The sequence below is a fragment of the Bradyrhizobium iriomotense genome (genome assembly GCF_018130765.1).
Taxonomy (GTDB): domain Bacteria; phylum Pseudomonadota; class Alphaproteobacteria; order Rhizobiales; family Xanthobacteraceae; genus Bradyrhizobium; species Bradyrhizobium iriomotense_A.
In genome coordinates, this window is sequence record NZ_JAFCJZ010000001.1 from 638,483 (window position 1) to 653,324 (window position 14,842).

Annotated in this window: 13 protein-coding genes; 4 read left to right on the forward strand and 9 right to left on the reverse strand. The window is 65.9% G+C overall.

The window, feature by feature from the left end; translation table 11 throughout:
* Positions 1 to 312 precede the first annotated feature (312 nt).
* Entirely contained in the window at positions 313 to 3,564 is a 3,252-nt protein-coding gene (locus JQ635_RS03050) for an autotransporter outer membrane beta-barrel domain-containing protein (protein ID WP_211408371.1), read from the forward strand.
* Positions 3,565 to 3,778: 214 nt separating this feature from the next.
* Positions 3,779 to 4,927 carry a hypothetical protein gene (locus JQ635_RS03055; RefSeq protein WP_211408372.1) on the forward strand — a complete coding sequence of 383 codons (1,149 nt, stop codon included), beginning with the start codon at positions 3,779 to 3,781 and terminating at the stop codon, positions 4,925 to 4,927.
* On the opposite strand, the gene gmk is transcribed toward JQ635_RS03055, so the two are convergent.
* The 9 genes from gmk to JQ635_RS03100 all read right to left on the reverse strand — a co-directional run bounded on the left by gmk (position 4,860) and on the right by JQ635_RS03100 (position 13,635).
* Entirely contained in the window at positions 4,860 to 5,519 is a 660-nt protein-coding gene (gmk, locus tag JQ635_RS03060; RefSeq protein WP_211408373.1) for a guanylate kinase, read from the reverse strand. The two genes, JQ635_RS03055 and gmk, sit on opposite strands and share 68 nt — an antisense overlap.
* A gap of 3 nt (positions 5,520 to 5,522) precedes the next feature.
* Complete coding sequence (locus tag JQ635_RS03065; RefSeq protein WP_211408374.1) at positions 5,523 to 6,410, reverse strand: YicC/YloC family endoribonuclease; 888 nt, start codon at positions 6,408 to 6,410, stop codon at positions 5,523 to 5,525.
* 214 nt (positions 6,411 to 6,624) lie between these two features.
* The gene (gene mltG, locus JQ635_RS03070) at positions 6,625 to 7,908 is read right to left on the reverse strand and encodes an endolytic transglycosylase MltG (RefSeq protein WP_211408375.1); all 1,284 of its coding nucleotides are present in this window, start codon (positions 7,906 to 7,908) and stop codon (positions 6,625 to 6,627) included.
* Between the two features lie 125 nt (positions 7,909 to 8,033).
* A complete protein-coding gene (gene fabF, locus JQ635_RS03075) occupies positions 8,034 to 9,299 on the reverse strand; it encodes a beta-ketoacyl-ACP synthase II (protein WP_211408376.1) in 1,266 nt (421 codons plus the stop codon).
* A gap of 109 nt (positions 9,300 to 9,408) precedes the next feature.
* A complete protein-coding gene (locus tag JQ635_RS03080; RefSeq protein ID WP_008130699.1) occupies positions 9,409 to 9,648 on the reverse strand; it encodes an acyl carrier protein in 240 nt (79 codons plus the stop codon).
* Positions 9,649 to 9,962: 314 nt separating this feature from the next.
* Positions 9,963 to 10,700, reverse strand: coding sequence for a 3-oxoacyl-[acyl-carrier-protein] reductase (gene fabG, locus JQ635_RS03085; protein ID WP_211408377.1), 738 nt, complete (start codon positions 10,698 to 10,700; stop codon positions 9,963 to 9,965).
* 67 nt (positions 10,701 to 10,767) lie between these two features.
* A complete protein-coding gene (fabD, locus tag JQ635_RS03090; protein WP_211408378.1) occupies positions 10,768 to 11,727 on the reverse strand; it encodes an ACP S-malonyltransferase in 960 nt (319 codons plus the stop codon).
* Positions 11,728 to 11,898: 171 nt separating this feature from the next.
* Positions 11,899 to 12,924: a fatty acid desaturase family protein gene (locus JQ635_RS03095; RefSeq protein WP_211408379.1), complete on the reverse strand. Its 1,026-nt coding sequence runs from the start codon at positions 12,922 to 12,924 to the stop codon at positions 11,899 to 11,901.
* Between the two features lie 3 nt (positions 12,925 to 12,927).
* A complete protein-coding gene (locus JQ635_RS03100) occupies positions 12,928 to 13,635 on the reverse strand; it encodes a TetR/AcrR family transcriptional regulator C-terminal domain-containing protein (RefSeq protein WP_211408380.1) in 708 nt (235 codons plus the stop codon).
* A gap of 341 nt (positions 13,636 to 13,976) precedes the next feature.
* Between JQ635_RS03100 and rpsF the strand changes: the two genes are divergently transcribed.
* Together rpsF and rpsR are read left to right on the forward strand one after the other, a co-directional pair.
* On the forward strand, positions 13,977 to 14,477 hold the full coding sequence (gene rpsF, locus JQ635_RS03105; RefSeq protein ID WP_028171082.1) for a 30S ribosomal protein S6: 501 nt from the start codon (positions 13,977 to 13,979) through the stop codon (positions 14,475 to 14,477).
* Between the two features lie 5 nt (positions 14,478 to 14,482).
* Positions 14,483 to 14,722, forward strand: coding sequence for a 30S ribosomal protein S18 (gene rpsR, locus JQ635_RS03110; protein WP_007592020.1), 240 nt, complete (start codon positions 14,483 to 14,485; stop codon positions 14,720 to 14,722).
* Positions 14,723 to 14,842 lie beyond the last annotated feature (120 nt).

Here is a 14,842-nt window from a genome sequence, read left to right on the forward strand (position 1 = left end):
CGAAGCTCGAGGAGCGAAGGCGGAAGCACGCAGGCCCGGAATCCATCGGGCCGCATGGTCTGCCAAAATTTCCGGGCTCCTCCTGGCGAGAAGCATTGACAAGTTCCAGCCCGCAGTGATGGTGGAACTCATTGCTGAGGAGGACGCAACCGGGCTTTGTCTAGCCGCCCGCATTGCGCGCGTCCGTTGGAAGGCTGGTGAGAATGTCGTTTTGCGACGCTCAGTGCCCGGCCAGGAGGGGCACTGGGAATGTCGCAAGGAGCGAGGGCTCTGAGCCGAAGCGCGAAACGCGGTCGAATCAGCATCACATCATTGGCTGCACTGGCGCTGTCCCTAGCGACATTGACATGGGCGACAACGACACAGGCGCAGGCGCAGAGCTGGAATGGCGCGACACCGGACTGGTTCACGGCCGGCAACTGGACCCCCAGCGGCGTCCCGACCAACGCCACCAATGCGTTCATCGACACCACCTCGCCCAATGCCGCCATCATCTCGTCCGGCAACGCGCACGCGCAGAGCGCAATCATCGGCTTGTCCGCGACCGGAGCCCTTACCATCCAGAACGGGGGAACGCTGTCCAATGCGGGCGGTGCTCTCGGCCTCAATCTCGGCTCGACCGGCACGGCAACGGTTGACGGCGCGGGCTCGTCCTGGAGCAACTCCGCCGACCTCTCCGTCGGCTATTCCGGCGCCGGCACGCTGACGATCCAGAGCGGTGGTGCGGTGAGTGACCAGTCCGGCTATGTCGGCCGCGGTGCCAGCGCGAGCGGCACCGTGACGGTCGATGGCGCGGGCTCGTCCTGGACCAATCACATCGCGCTCTGGGTCGGCTACTCCGGCACGGGGACGCTGACCGTCAAGAACGGCGCCACCGTGAGCAACGGCGCCGACGGATCCATCGGCGTCAATTCCGGTGCGACCGGCACCGTGACGATCGACGGCGCCGGCTCGTCCTGGACCGATGCCGGCAATCTCTATGTCGGCCAGGCCGGTACCGGCACGCTGGTGGTCAGCAACGGGGGCACCGTGAGCAACGGTGTCGACGGGTATATCGGCGTCAATTCCGGCGCGACCGGCACGGTGACCGTCGCCGGCACAGGTTCGTCTTGGACCCATGCCGGCATACTCTCGGTCGGCGAATCCGGCACTGGCACGCTGACGGTCGCCAATGGCGGCATGGTCAGCAATGCGAGCGCGGTGATCGGCACCAATGCTGGCGCGACCGGCACCGTGACCATCACCGGCGCAGGCTCGTCCTGGAGCAATGCCGGCAACCTGACCGTCGGCCAGGACGGCACCGGCACACTGACGATCGCGGGCGGCGGCGTGGTGAGCAACACGACCGCAATGATCGGCCTCAATTCCGGCGCGACAGGCACCGTGACGGTGACCGGTGCCGGTTCGTCCTGGGCGAATTCCAGCTTCCTCTATGTCGGCCAGACCGGCACCGGCACGCTGACGATCGCGGACGGCGCCGCGGTGAGCAGCCTGATCGGGGTGATCGGCGGCGATTTCTTCTCGACGGGCTCCGTGACGGTCACCGGCGCTGGATCGTCCTGGGCCATCTCCGGCAATCTCGACGTCGGCCTGGACGGCGCCGGCACCCTGACAATCGCCAATGGCGCCGTCGTCTCGGCTTCCAACGTGACGGTTGGCTATTGGCCCCTGTCCACGGGAACGCTGAATATCGGTGCCGCGTCCGGCCAGACCGCTGTTGCGCCCGGCACGCTGAATACACCGGTCGTCAGGTTCAGGAGCAGCGCCGGCAGCAGCATCGTCTTCAACCACACCTCCTCGAACTACGTCTTTGCGCCGGTCATTATGAGCAGCGTCGCCAACATTGGCTCGGTCATTGTCGAGGCGGGCACCACCATTTTCACCGCCGCCAGCACCTACACCGGCCTGACCGCGATCAACGGCGGCACGCTTGCGGTCAACGGCTCGATCGTGTCGAGCACGACCGTGAACAGCGGCGGCACACTGGCCGGCACCGGCACGGTCGGATCGGTGACCGTCAACAGCGGCGGCAGGCTGGCGCCCGCCTCCGGTGCGCCCGGCTCGGTGCTGACCATCGCCGGCAACCTCGCCATGCAGTCGGGCGCGCTCTATCTCGTGCAGGTCGGGGCGACGACGGCGTCACGCGCCAATGTCTCGGGCACGGCGACGCTCACCGGCGCCAGCGTGCAGGTGACGATCGCCTCCGGCAGTTCGGTCGCCAAGCAGTCCACCATCCTGCACGCCGCCGGTGGTCTCGGCAGCACCACCTTCGCAGGCGCCAGCGCGACAAACTTCGTCGCCAGCCTGAGCTACACGCCGACGGACGTGCTGCTCAATCTCTCTGCTGCGCTCGGCACCGGCACCGGGCTGAACGTGAACCAGCAGAACGTCGCCGATACGCTCAACAACGCCTTCAACAGCGGCGGCGCGCTGCCGGCGAACTTTGCAGGTGTGTTCGGCCTCACCGGCGGCAATCTCGGCACCGCGCTGTCGCAGCTCTCCGGAGAACCCTCGACCGGCGCGCAGCAGGGCGCATTCCAGTTCATGGGTCAGTTCCTCGGCCTGATGCTCGACCCGTCCGCCGGCGGCCGCGACGGCGCGGGCGGTACCGGAGGTCAGGCGGTCGGCTTCGCACCGGAGCGCGCGGCCTTGCCGGACGACATCGCCCTCGCTTACGCCAGGGTGACGAAGACGCCGCTCGACAAGGCTGAGCCGGCATTCGAGCCGCGCTGGAGCGCGTGGGCCAGCGGCTTCGGCGGCACCAGCAAGACCAATGGCGATGCGGTCATCGGCAGCCACGATCTCACCGCGCAAGTCGCGGGCGGTGCTGCGGGGCTCGATTATCACCTGACCCGCAACGCGATGGTCGGCTTTGCGCTCGCCGGTGGCGGCACCCGATGGGATCTCACGCAAGGGCTCGGCGGCGGCAAGAGCGACGCGTTCCAGGGCGGCATCTATGCGACCGTGCGCTCCGGGCCGGCCTACGTCGCCGCCTCGCTGGCGGCGGCCAACCACTGGATGTCGACCGACCGCCTCGCCGCTTTCGGCGATCATCTCACCGCGCGCTTCAACGCGCAGAGCTATGGCGGGCGCATCGAAGGCGGCTATCGAATAGCGACGCCGTTGATCGGGATCACGCCCTACGCGGCGCTGCAGGCGCAAAGCTTCCGCACACCGTCCTACAGCGAGACCGACCTCACCGGCGGCGGCTTTGGTCTTGCCTACAGCGCCCGCAGCGCGACCGACACACGCGGCGAGCTTGGCGCCCGCTTCGACCGCGCCATGCTGGTTGCGCCCGGCACCGCGTTGACGCTGCGCGGCCGCCTCGCCTTCGCCCATGATTGGGTCAGCGATCCCACGCTGTCAGCGGTGTTCCAGACGCTGCCGGGGGCGAGCTTCGTCGTCGTCAACGGCGCGACGCCCGCGAAAGACAGCGCGCTGCTCTCCACTGGGGCCGATCTGCAGCTAGCGCGCGGCATCACGCTGTCGGCAAAGTTCGACGGCGTGTTCGCCGACCGCGCGCGGACCTACGCAGGCACGGGCACGCTGCGTTACCGCTGGTGATCCGGGGGCGGAAGGTTCCGCAGCCGCCTGCTCGGGAACCTGGACCTCGACCAAGCAATAACGGCCCGAAAGAGACCTGAATTCGCGGCGGAACGAACGCGCGCCAGGCCCAATTCAAGCCACATCCTCTCCGGATTTGCGGCTCATTGCCACCCAACTCTTTGACGAGAAAGGGATGGTTAAGAGTTGCGTAATGCGTAACCGGGAGACCAGGATGGGCAACCGAACCGCGAAATTCGTATCTGCGCTTGTTGGCAGCATCATTGCCGGCGCGCCACTCGCTGCCGTGTCGCAGAACGCGCCCACCGCATCGAGCACGGCCGGTGCGGCCGACGAGTGCCTCGCTTCGCCGAAAGGGGCCGCGCCGCAGGGGCAGCACTGGCGCTATCGCGTCGAGCGCGGAACCAAGCGGCAATGCTGGTATCTGCGCGCCGAAGGCACCAAGGCGACACAGAGCGCGCAGGCGTCGACCGACGGACAAAATGCCGATGCAGCCGCCCCGCCATCAGTGCAGAATGCGCGCGCCGAATACGTCGCAGCGCAGACCGGTGCCGCACTGGGAGCGCCGAACATGACCGCGCCGGCCGCAGCGACTGCGCCGCCGAGCGCCGTCGCCGACACCAATTCAGAACAGCCCGCCGTTGCCACGCGCTGGCCTGACGCCTCCGCAACGTCCGCTGCGCCGCAGCCGATGCCCGCTCCCGACGCGGCAGCCGCGCAGCCGAGCGCAAAGCCGGCGAAAGCGCCGGTGGCTCTCGCCACGGCTGAAATTCCCGCCGACAAGCCGACCGGCTCGCTCCAGATGCTGCTGCTCGTTGTCGGCGGCGCGCTGGCGCTCGCCGGCATCCTCGCCAGCGTGATCTACCGCTTCGCCGGCGCGCGCGTCCGCGGCCAGGCAAGCGACCACCGCCGCGTGAATTGGGACGATCGGGAGCCGCAAAACCGGGACCGTGCGCCCTGGCTCGATGCGATGCCGGCCACGCCGCGCGCGCGGCAGCCGCGCCCGATCGACTTCGATGCCGTGCGTCCGCAGGCCGCGCAACTTGCCGCGATCGACCGCGAGGTCGATGTGATCGAAACGCACGAGCCGCCGGCCGTCGCCGAAGTCGCGCAGCGCGATGCGGAGGAGATCCCGGTGTTCGACAGGGAGTTCGAGATCGAGATCCGTGCGCCCCGATTGGCCGCGAACGAGGCCGCTGAACAACATGACGACCGCAATGAGGATGCGGTCAACATCGACATCATCACGACGATGCTGGAACGGCTGCTGAACGAAGGGCCGCGGCTGTCGCAGCCTAGCCCTGAAGCTGAGCTTGCAGCCCTCGCACAAAGCCGACGAGGCCAGTCCGCCGCTCGCGCTTGAGGCGTTCGGCCTTCAGGATCGACTGCACCTCGGCGAAGGCCTCATCAACGTTGTGGTTGATGACGATGTAGTCGTACTCGGCCCAGTGGCTCATCTCGTGGCTGGCGCGGCTCATGCGCTTGCGGATCACCTCGTCGGAATCCTGCGCGCGTGAATGCAGCCGCTTCTCGAGGTCGGCCGCCGAGGGCGGCAGGATGAAGACGCGAACCACGTCGACACTCGCCTTCTGGTGCAGTTGCTGTGTGCCCTGCCAGTCGATGTCGAACAGCACGTCCTGCCCGGCCGACAGTGCCGCCTCCACCGGAGCACGCGGCGTCCCGTAGAGATTGTCAAACACGGTGGCCCATTCGAGCAGTTCACCCTGCTCCACCATCGTCTCGAACTTCGGCTTGGTGACGAAGAAATAGTCGCGCCCCTCGACCTCTCCCGGCCGCATCTGACGCGTGGTCGCCGACACCGACATCTTCAGGCCGGGCTCCCGTTCGAGCAGCATCCGCGACAGCGTCGTCTTGCCCGCGCCCGACGGCGAGGACAGCACGAACATCAATCCGCGCCGCTCGACACCGTCAGTTCCGTGACCGCCCGTCGTCATCGATCACTCCAGATTCTGGACCTGCTCGCGGAACTGCTCGACCACGTTCTTCATGGCGAGTCCCGTGTTGGTGAGCTCGATGTCGTTCGACTTCGAGCAGCAGGTGTTGACCTCGCGGTGAAACTCCTGCGCCAGGAAGTCAAGCTTGCGCCCGATCGGGCCGCCCTTGCCGATCAGCTCGCGCGCCTGCGCGACATGCGAGGCGATGCGGTCGAGCTCCTCGCGGATGTCGGCCTTGGTCGCGATCAGGATCGCCTCCTGCATCAGGCGGTCGGAATCGAAACGGTCTGACGTGTCGAGCAGGGTTGCAATCTGCTCGGCAAGCCTCGCCTTGATCGCCTCCGGCTTGCGGCCGGGCGCAGCTTCCGCCTTTTTCGCAAGCTGCTCGATCTCGTCGACCCGCTGGGTCAGGATCTGGCCGAGCGAGGTCCCCTCGCGCTTGCGCATCGCGACCAGCTCGTCGAGCGCCTTGTCGAAGGCCTCCGCGGCAGCGGCACGGGCCGCCTTGTCCTCCTCCTCGTCGCCCTCGGGCTCGGCGACCTCGACCACGCCCTTGATGGCGAGCAGGCCGTCGATGCTCGGCGCCACGGCGTCGACCTTGCCGGAGATCAGCGCGGCGGCCTTCAAGACCGCGTTGAGCACGTCCTCGTTGACGCGGACCGAGGCGGCCGCATTGGTGCGCTTGACGGTGAGATTGGCGTAGACGGTGCCGCGCGACAGCAGCTCGCCGGCGCGCTTCTTGGCATGGGCCTCGAGCTCGTCGAACCCCTGCGGCAGCCGCACCCTGAGGTCAAAGCCCTTGGCGTTGACCGACTTCAATTCCCATTCGAACGTGTACGGCCCGCTCGCGCCGTGGCTTCGGGCAAAGCCGGTCATGGACGACAGCGCCATCAGGTCAGATTCTCCAGGAACAAAAGGATTCGCGTGGCATCAAGCCACGCGAATCTTAAGACTATTTTGCAGGAAAGTGGAATCCGCAAAGTCCCGTAGGCAGGTCTGCGCGGCTAAAGCGTGATGAGATTTGGATGAATCGTCATCGCGCTTTAGGTTGTTGTTTACGCATGATCTTTTCGGAAAACCGCTTCGCACTTTTCCGGATCATGCTTTAGCGCTGGACCACCGGCGGCGAGGACTGCACCGCGCCCTGCCGGGCCGGTGCGGGATTGGCTGGATTGGCCGGGCGCGTCGCCGGCGGCTTTTTCTGCTGATTGGGGCGCGCCGGCGTGGTCGCGGTCGGCGCGTCGGCAGCGCCGGGCGCTGCGGCGGCCGGGGGCTGCGCATCCTCGGCCGGCTCGACCGTGTCGTTCTGGATCTGCTTCTCCATCGCGCGCAGCTTGGCGACGTTCTTCTGGTGCGCGTCGTAGGTCTCGGTAAAGGCATGCCCGCCGGTGCCGTCGGCGACGAAATAGAGGTCGCGGGTGCGGGCCGGGTTGGCGGCGGCTTCCAGCGAGGCGCGGCCGGGATTGGAGATCGGACCCGGCGGCAGGCCGTCGATCACATAGGTGTTGTAGGGCGAAGGCTGCGTGATCTCGCTGCGCTTGATCGGACGGCCCAGCGTACCCTTGCCGCCGACGAGACCGTAGATGATCGTCGGATCGGACTGCAGCTTGATCTTCTGCCTCAGGCGATTGACGAACACCGCGGCAACGCGGCTGCGCTCGTCGGGCTTGCCGGTCTCCTTCTCGACGATCGAGGCCAGCGTCACCAGCTGCTCGGGAGTCTTGACCGGAACGTCCTGGCTGCGGCGTTCCCAGATCTCCGCCAGCACGCGCTTGTGCGCCTGCTGCATGCGCTGGATCACCTGCTCGCGCGTGGTGCCGCGCGGGAATTTGTAGGTCTCGGGCAGCAGCGTGCCCTCGCGCGGCAGCTCACGCACGCTGCCGGTGAAGATGTCGTTGTCGGACAGCCGCGCCACGATCTGCTCGGAGGTCAGGCCTTCGGGAATCGTCACGGCGTGCTGCACCACCTTGCCCTCGACGATGGTGGCGATGACGTCGCGCAGCGATGCGTTCTTCTGGAACGCATACTCACCCGGCTTGAGGTCCGAGCTCGCCTTCAGCGCGGCGACGCTGGCGATAAACACCCACGGATTGACGTCGGTCACGCCTTCCTTGTTCAACGTCTCAGCGATGTCGCGCTTGCCGGCACGCTGCGGGATGTTGACGATCTTGTCTTCCCTGAGCGGCCCCGGTGCTTCCAGCACCTGCCGACCGTAATAATACACGGCGCCGGCGCCGAGCATGGCGATCAGCAGCAGGGTGATGATGGCATTGCCGACGACCACGAAGGGGTTGCGCGCACGCTCCGATCGCTTCGGCGGCGGCGGAACCTGTTCCGGCTCGAGCGCTGCCCGCGGGCTCCGGGGCGAAATGGGCGGCCTTTCACTCATCGAAGCAACCTGAATCCTGCCGGTTCAATCGCGGCCTGACAATCGCTTGCCCAGCCAAATGCACGCGCCCACTTCTATGACTATCGCCGAATACGGCAAAACGGTGGATTCGTCTCAAACGCAAACTAGCTGGCCAAACGCCGGACGATCACCGACGCATTGGTGCCGCCAAAACCAAAAGAGTTCGACAAGGCGACATTGACCTCACGCTTCTTCGCCTTGTGCGGCACGAGATCAATCGCAGTCTGGACCGACGGATTGTCGAGGTTGATGGTCGGCGGCACGACATTATCGCGAATCGCGAGAATGGCGAAGATCGCCTCGATCGCACCCGCCGCGCCGAGGAGATGGCCGGTCGACGACTTGGTCGAGGACATCGCAACCTTGGAGGCGGCATTGCCGAGCAGACGCTCGACCGCGCCGAGCTCGATCTCGTCGCCGAGCGGCGTCGAGGTGCCGTGCGCGTTGATGTAGTCGAGATCGGACGGCGTCAGGCCGGCACGCTTCAGCGCGGCCGACATGCTGCGGAAACCGCCATCGCCATCGGGCGACGGCGACGTGATGTGATAGGCATCGCCCGACAGGCCGTAGCCGATCACCTCGGCGTAGATCCTGGCGCCGCGGCGCTGCGCGTGCTCGAGTTCCTCGAGCACCAGGACGCCGGCGCCCTCGCCCATGACAAAACCGTCGCGGTCCTTGTCGTAGGGACGCGAGGCCTTCTCGGGTGTCTCGTTGAAGCCGGTCGAGAGTGCGCGCGCGGCATTGAAGCCGGCAATGCCGATGCGGCTGATCGGCGATTCGGCGCCACCGGCGACCATGACGTCGGCATCGCCGAGCGCGATCAGGCGGGCGGCATCGCCGACCGCATGCGCACCGGTCGAGCAGGCCGTGACCACCGAATGGTTCGGCCCCTTCAGCCCGTGCGCGATCGAGACGTAGCCGGAGGCGAGATTGATCAGGCGGCCCGGGATGAAGAACGGCGACACCCGGCGCGGTCCCCGCTCCTTCAGCAGGATCGCTGTGTCGGCGATACCGTTGAGGCCGCCAATGCCCGACCCGATCATGGTGCCGGTCGCGCACTTGTCCTCTTCGGATTCGGGGTGCCAATTGGCGTCGTCGAGCGCCTGGCCTGCGGCGGCCATGCCGAAGATGATGAAGTCGTCGACCTTGCGCTGGTCCTTCGGCTCCATCCATTTGTCGGGATTGAAGCTGTCGTTGGTGCCGTCGCCGCGCACGACCGTGCAGGCGATTTTGGTCTGCAGATCGGAAACATCGAAGCTCTCGATCCTGCGCGCACCGCTTTCGCCGTTGAGGATGCGCTTCCAGGTCGGCTCGACGCCACAGCCGAGTGGCGAGACCATGCCGAGACCCGTGACGACGACCCGCCTCATATCCGAAAACTCCGCATCGAAAGATTCACGGCCAATAACAAGAAACCGGCTGGCCGCTGCGAAGCGGCCCGTCCGGTTTCAACTGTTGTCCCCGCGAAAATGAAGAGCCTTAGCTCTTCGCGTTCTTCTCGAGAAACTTCGTGGCGTCGCCGACGGTGAGAATCGTTTCCGCAGCGTCGTCCGGAATCTCGCAACCGAATTCTTCTTCGAACGCCATCACCAGCTCGACGGTGTCCAGACTGTCGGCGCCAAGGTCGTCGATGAAGCTCGCAGCGTCGACAACCTTCTCGGGTTCAACACCAAGGTGTTCGACCACGATCTTCTTAACCCGCTCGCCAATGTCACTCATTGCTTAACCTCGTGTTGTTCCCTGTAGACCCGACCCCCCGGGACGATACGAGCCGTCGTGGTCGTGTTACTTGCCTTTGCTTACGAACTTTGATTTGGCCCCATCCTAACCGATGCAGGGCCCGGCGAACGACGGCCAAGGCTCCGCATCGCCAATATACAGGGTTTCAAAAACCTGCAATGGCGTTCTTTGCCCATCCGTTGAAGGTCCGGTTATCATACTTCAATAGCCTTGACTACAAGCCTCATTTCGCTCCGGAAACGGCCGTTCGCCGCATCCCGGACCGCCCATGTGGGCGGTGCGGAACGAGGGCTTCAGATCATGGCCATGCCGCCGTTGACGTGGATGGTCTGGCCCGTGACATAGGCCGCTTCGTTCGAACTCAGGTAGACGGCCGCCGCCGCGATGTCCTCGGGCGTCCCCAGACGGGCAGCCGGAACCTTGGTCAGGATCGTCTCACGCTGCTTGTCGTTCAGCGCATCCGTCATCGGCGTCTTGATGAAGCCGGGCGCGATGCAGTTCGCGGTGACGCCGCGCTTGGCGTATTCGGCACCGAGAGTCTTGATCATGCCGATCAGGCCCGCCTTCGATGCAGTATAATTGCCCTGCCCCGGATTGCCGGTGACGCCGACCACCGAGGTGATCGCGATGATGCGGCCGAAGCGCTTGCGCATCATCAATTTGGTGGCGGCGCGCGCCAGGCGGAAGGTCGCGGTCAGGTTGACGTTGATGACCTCCTCCCAGTCCTCGTCGCGAAGCTGCACGAAGAGATTGTCGCGCGTGATGCCGGCATTGGCGACGAGAATGTCAACCTGGCCCATCGCCGCTTCCGCGGCGGGCACCAGCGCCTCGACCTCGTCAGCCTTGGAGAGGTTGCAGGGCAGCACGTGAACGCGCTCGCCGAGCTTGCCGGCAAGCTCGTCCAGCACTTCCTTGCGCGTTCCTGAGATGGCGACGGTGGCGCCCTGCGCATGCAGCGCCTGCGCGATCGCGCCGCCGATGCCGCCGGTCGCGCCGGTGACGAGCGCCTTTTTGCCAGTCAGATCGAACATTAAAAACTCCTCCAAAACACGATCCGGAAAAATGTGTAGCGGTTTTCCGGAAAGATCGTGCGCAAACTTAGGCCTGCTTCGCAGCGGCCAATGCATCCTTGGCGGCGGCAATATCGTTCGGTCCGCCCACGGCAACACCGACGGCACCGTCGGCGATGCGTTTGACGAGTCCCGTCAGCACCTTGCCGGCGCCGATTTCGAAGAAACGGGTCACGCCCTGCCCAGCCATATAGGCAACCGACTCGCGCCAGCGCACGGTGCCGGTGACCTGCTCGACCAGACGGCGGCGGATCTCGTCGGGATCGGTGATGGCGCTCGCCAGCACGTTCGACACCAAGGGCGCCGCCGGCGCCTTGATCGTGACCTTCGCCAGCGCCTCGGCCATGGCATCGGCCGCGGGCTGCATCAGCTTGCAATGGAACGGGGCGGACACCGGCAACAGCATCGCACGCTTGGCGCCCTTGGTCTTGGCGATCTCGACGGCGCGATCGACCGCCGCCTTGTCGCCGGAGACCACCACCTGCCCGCCGCCATTGTCATTGGCGGCCTGGCAGACCTGGCCCTGCGCCGCCTCGCCCGCGACCTGCATGGCGGCCTCGTAATCGAGGCCGAGCAGCGCGGCCATCGCACCGGCACCGACCGGCACGGCCTTTTGCATTGCGAGACCGCGGGTGCGAAGCAACCGGGCCGTGTCGGAGATCGTCAGGCTGCCGGCCGCGGCCAGCGCCGAATATTCGCCGAGCGAGTGGCCGGCGACGAAGGCAGCGTCCCGCCCCACGGAAAAACCGGCTTCAGCCTCCAGCACGCGCAGGGTGGCGATAGACACCGCCATCAGCGCCGGCTGGGCGTTCTCGGTGAGCTGCAGGGTCTCGGCCGGACCATCCCAGATGGTGGCCGTGAGTCTCTCCCCAAGCGCGGCATCGACCTCGTCGAACACGGCGCGTGCCACCGGAAAGGCGTCGGCCAGGGCCTTGCCCATGCCGACGGCCTGGGACCCCTGCCCCGGAAATGTGAATGCTGCCGTCATCGGCGCTCCCCTGGATCGCTTGAGTTGTATCGAGAAGCCGGCAGCCGACTACGTCCGGCCCAAGCCTTGGTTCCCGATCATGCTCCAAAGGGGGCCGTAGACACCGTCCGAGGCTGGAATGTCAAGCCAAGAAGGGAAGTTCGACGGGCGTTCAACCGGGGATGCGGTCTCTCAGAACCCGCCGCCCGTCTGGTTGGCATCAACCTTCGCCCCCGCCCGCGCCCGGCGCGCGCTGCTCGCCAATTGTCCCGGCCGGTCGTCACGGTTCGGCTTGGCCGTCGCGAGCCGCAGCACCGCGGCATAGTTCGGCTGCACCTCCATGCGGCCGGCATGCCGGCTCTCGCTGAGCAGGCGATGCACCTTCGGCAGGTTGTAGCAGGGCACGTAGAACAGCAGATGATGCTCGAGGTGGTAGTTTACGTAGTACGGCGCGATGAACAGCCGCTCGAGAAAATTGGCGTGCGTGGTGCGGGTGTTGCGCAGCGGATCGCTGCTATCGGGCACGACGGCATGCTCGGCGATGTTGCGGATGCGGGTGATGACCATCATCCAGGTGAGCAGCGGCACCAGCCATAGCAGCGGATAGGCCCACCACACGCCGGCCGCCGCAAGTGCTGCGAACATCACGGCATTGACGATGCATTGCGGGCCGAGCTTCTCCCAGAAATGCGCCAGACGTTGCCGCCACGGCCAGTCCTTCGGACCGAACGCGTTGAGCAGTTGCGCCTTGCGCTGCTGGTAACCCGTCTGTCCGGTGATATCGCGAATGAACTTGCGGCGGTAGCTCAACTGCGTGATCGGAAACGGCGCCGACAGCACGAGATCGGGATCGTCCTCCTGCTGGGTGCGCGCGTGATGCTGCAGATGATAGCGGCGATAGGCACGTGTCTCCGCAAAGATCGGATAGGCACAGAACCACTGGCTCAGCGTCAGGTTGGTGTTCTCGTCGGCAGACAGGCAGCCATGCGCGCCGTCATGCATGAGGATCGCAAGGCCCAGCTGGCGCGAGCCGATGATGGCGACGGCGAGAATGTAGGTGAGCGGATTGGGCCACCATGCAACGAGTGCAATCGCGCCGATGATGAGCGCCCAGGCATGCGCGATCATCGCGATGCCTTTCCAGGTCACGCGCTGGCGCACGTCAGCCAGTTGATCGTCGGTCAGGAAATCGCGGGCACGCATGCGAAGTGCGGTCATGGCCTAGCTCTCCTCATCCGTAGGGATCGATCCATCGCGGTCGTCGACGAGGCGCAGGCGCGCGGCCTCACCGGTCGACTTCGCCTGCTCGCCGAGCACGCGCAGCATCTCGGCGCAGAGCTCATCCGGCGAGCGGCCCATGGCGTAGCCTTCCAGGATGACCCCGATGGCGACGGCCCAGAACCGCCGCGAGCTTTCGTCGGGCGCACGTAAGGAGCGCCAGCCATGCTGCGCGACCTGGCTCGCATACGCCCGCGCGCCCTCGGCGTGCAGGCGCTCGATGGTGCGCTCGACCAGCGGCGCCAGATCCTGGCGCCGCCGCGTCAATGTCAGGGCTTCCGCGAAGAAGGCGACCGAATCGCTCGCCGTCACCGTCTCGGCCAGCGCATGGGTGTAGTCCCGCGGCGTACGCGCCTTCAGCGCAGCCTGCTCGGTCGCACGGGCAAGGTACAGGAGGTCGCGGCAGGCGCATTCCACGAACAGCGCCTCTTTGGTGCGGAAATAATAGGTGATCTGGCTCGGGAACGCGTTCGCGGCGGCCGCGATGTCGGTGATCGCCGTGCCCGACAGTCCCCGCTCCCGGAATAGCGGGCTTGCCGCATCCAGCAGCAGTGAGCGCATCTTGCGGCCGGCCGAGCGCGTGGCGCGCGCCGCATGCTTGGGATCGCCTGCAGCCAGCTCAGATGGCAAATGGGCAGATTTGTCTGCCATTGGATCCTCCCATTGATTTATTTGTATGCTATACAAACAAATAAATCAAGCCGGATGGTATCCTGAGCCGACTCCGCCCGCCGGGATCAGGACTGTCCCGGCTGAAAACGAGCCCTCCAACCTTGCAAAGCGGCCCAAAATCCGTATAAGGCGCGCATCCGCAGACCCCGGCCGGGAGCTGAACGGACGGTCTCAGCAAATCATTCGTGATTTTGGTGTGGCAGGGCCAGTCGGCCCGTCGTCCCGTGTTTCCGCCTTCTGAGCTTAATCCCAGAGTCCTTTCCGAAGGCCTCTTAAGGGCTTGACGCCGGGCGATGCGCCAACATGAGGAAAGGACCACCATGGCTCTCTATGAGCATGTTTTTCTCGCGCGCCAGGACGCGAGCCCGCAGCAGGTCGAAGAGCTGACTGCGCAGATGACCGGCATCGTCGAGGGTCTCGGCGGCAAGGTCACCAAGACCGAGAACTGGGGCGTTCGCTCCCTCACCTACCGCATGAACAAGAACCGCAAGGCGCACTTCGTGCTGCTCAACATCGACGCGCCCTCCGCGGCGATCGCCGAGATCGAGCGCCAGGAGCGCATCAGCGAAGACGTGATCCGCTATCTCAGCGTCCGCGTCGAGGAGCTCGAGGAAGGCCCGTCTGCGATGATGCGCAAGGCCGACCGTGATCGCGAGCGTGACGATCGTGGCGGCGGCTTCCGCGGCGAGCGCGAAGGCGGCTTCCGTGGCGACCGCGAGGGTGGTTTCCGTGGCGGTGATCGTGACGGTGGTGGCTTCCGCGGTGATCGCGGCCCGCGCCGTCCGCGCGAAGAAGCTGAAACCACGACGGATGGGGAGTAAGATCAATGGCTGAAGCTGGTGCACGCCGTCCGTTTTTCCGTCGTCGCAAGAGCTGCCCGTTCACGGGCGCCAATGCTCCGAAGATCGACTACAAGGACTCCAAGCTGCTGATGCGCTACGTCTCCGAGCGCGGCAAGATCGTGCCGAGCCGCATCACCGCGGTGTCCGCGAAGAAGCAGCGTGAGCTCGCCCGCGCCATCAAGCGCGCGCGCTTCCTGGGCCTGCTGCCCTACGTCATTCGCTAAGACGAATTCGGCCGGCGGCGTCATCGCCGCCGGTCGCACTCTCGAAGTTTCATAAGGCTTCCGGGTCGTCCGGTCGCCGATGGTTGGGGCAAGACGCCTCTAACCGCTCGAAGGGAGCGG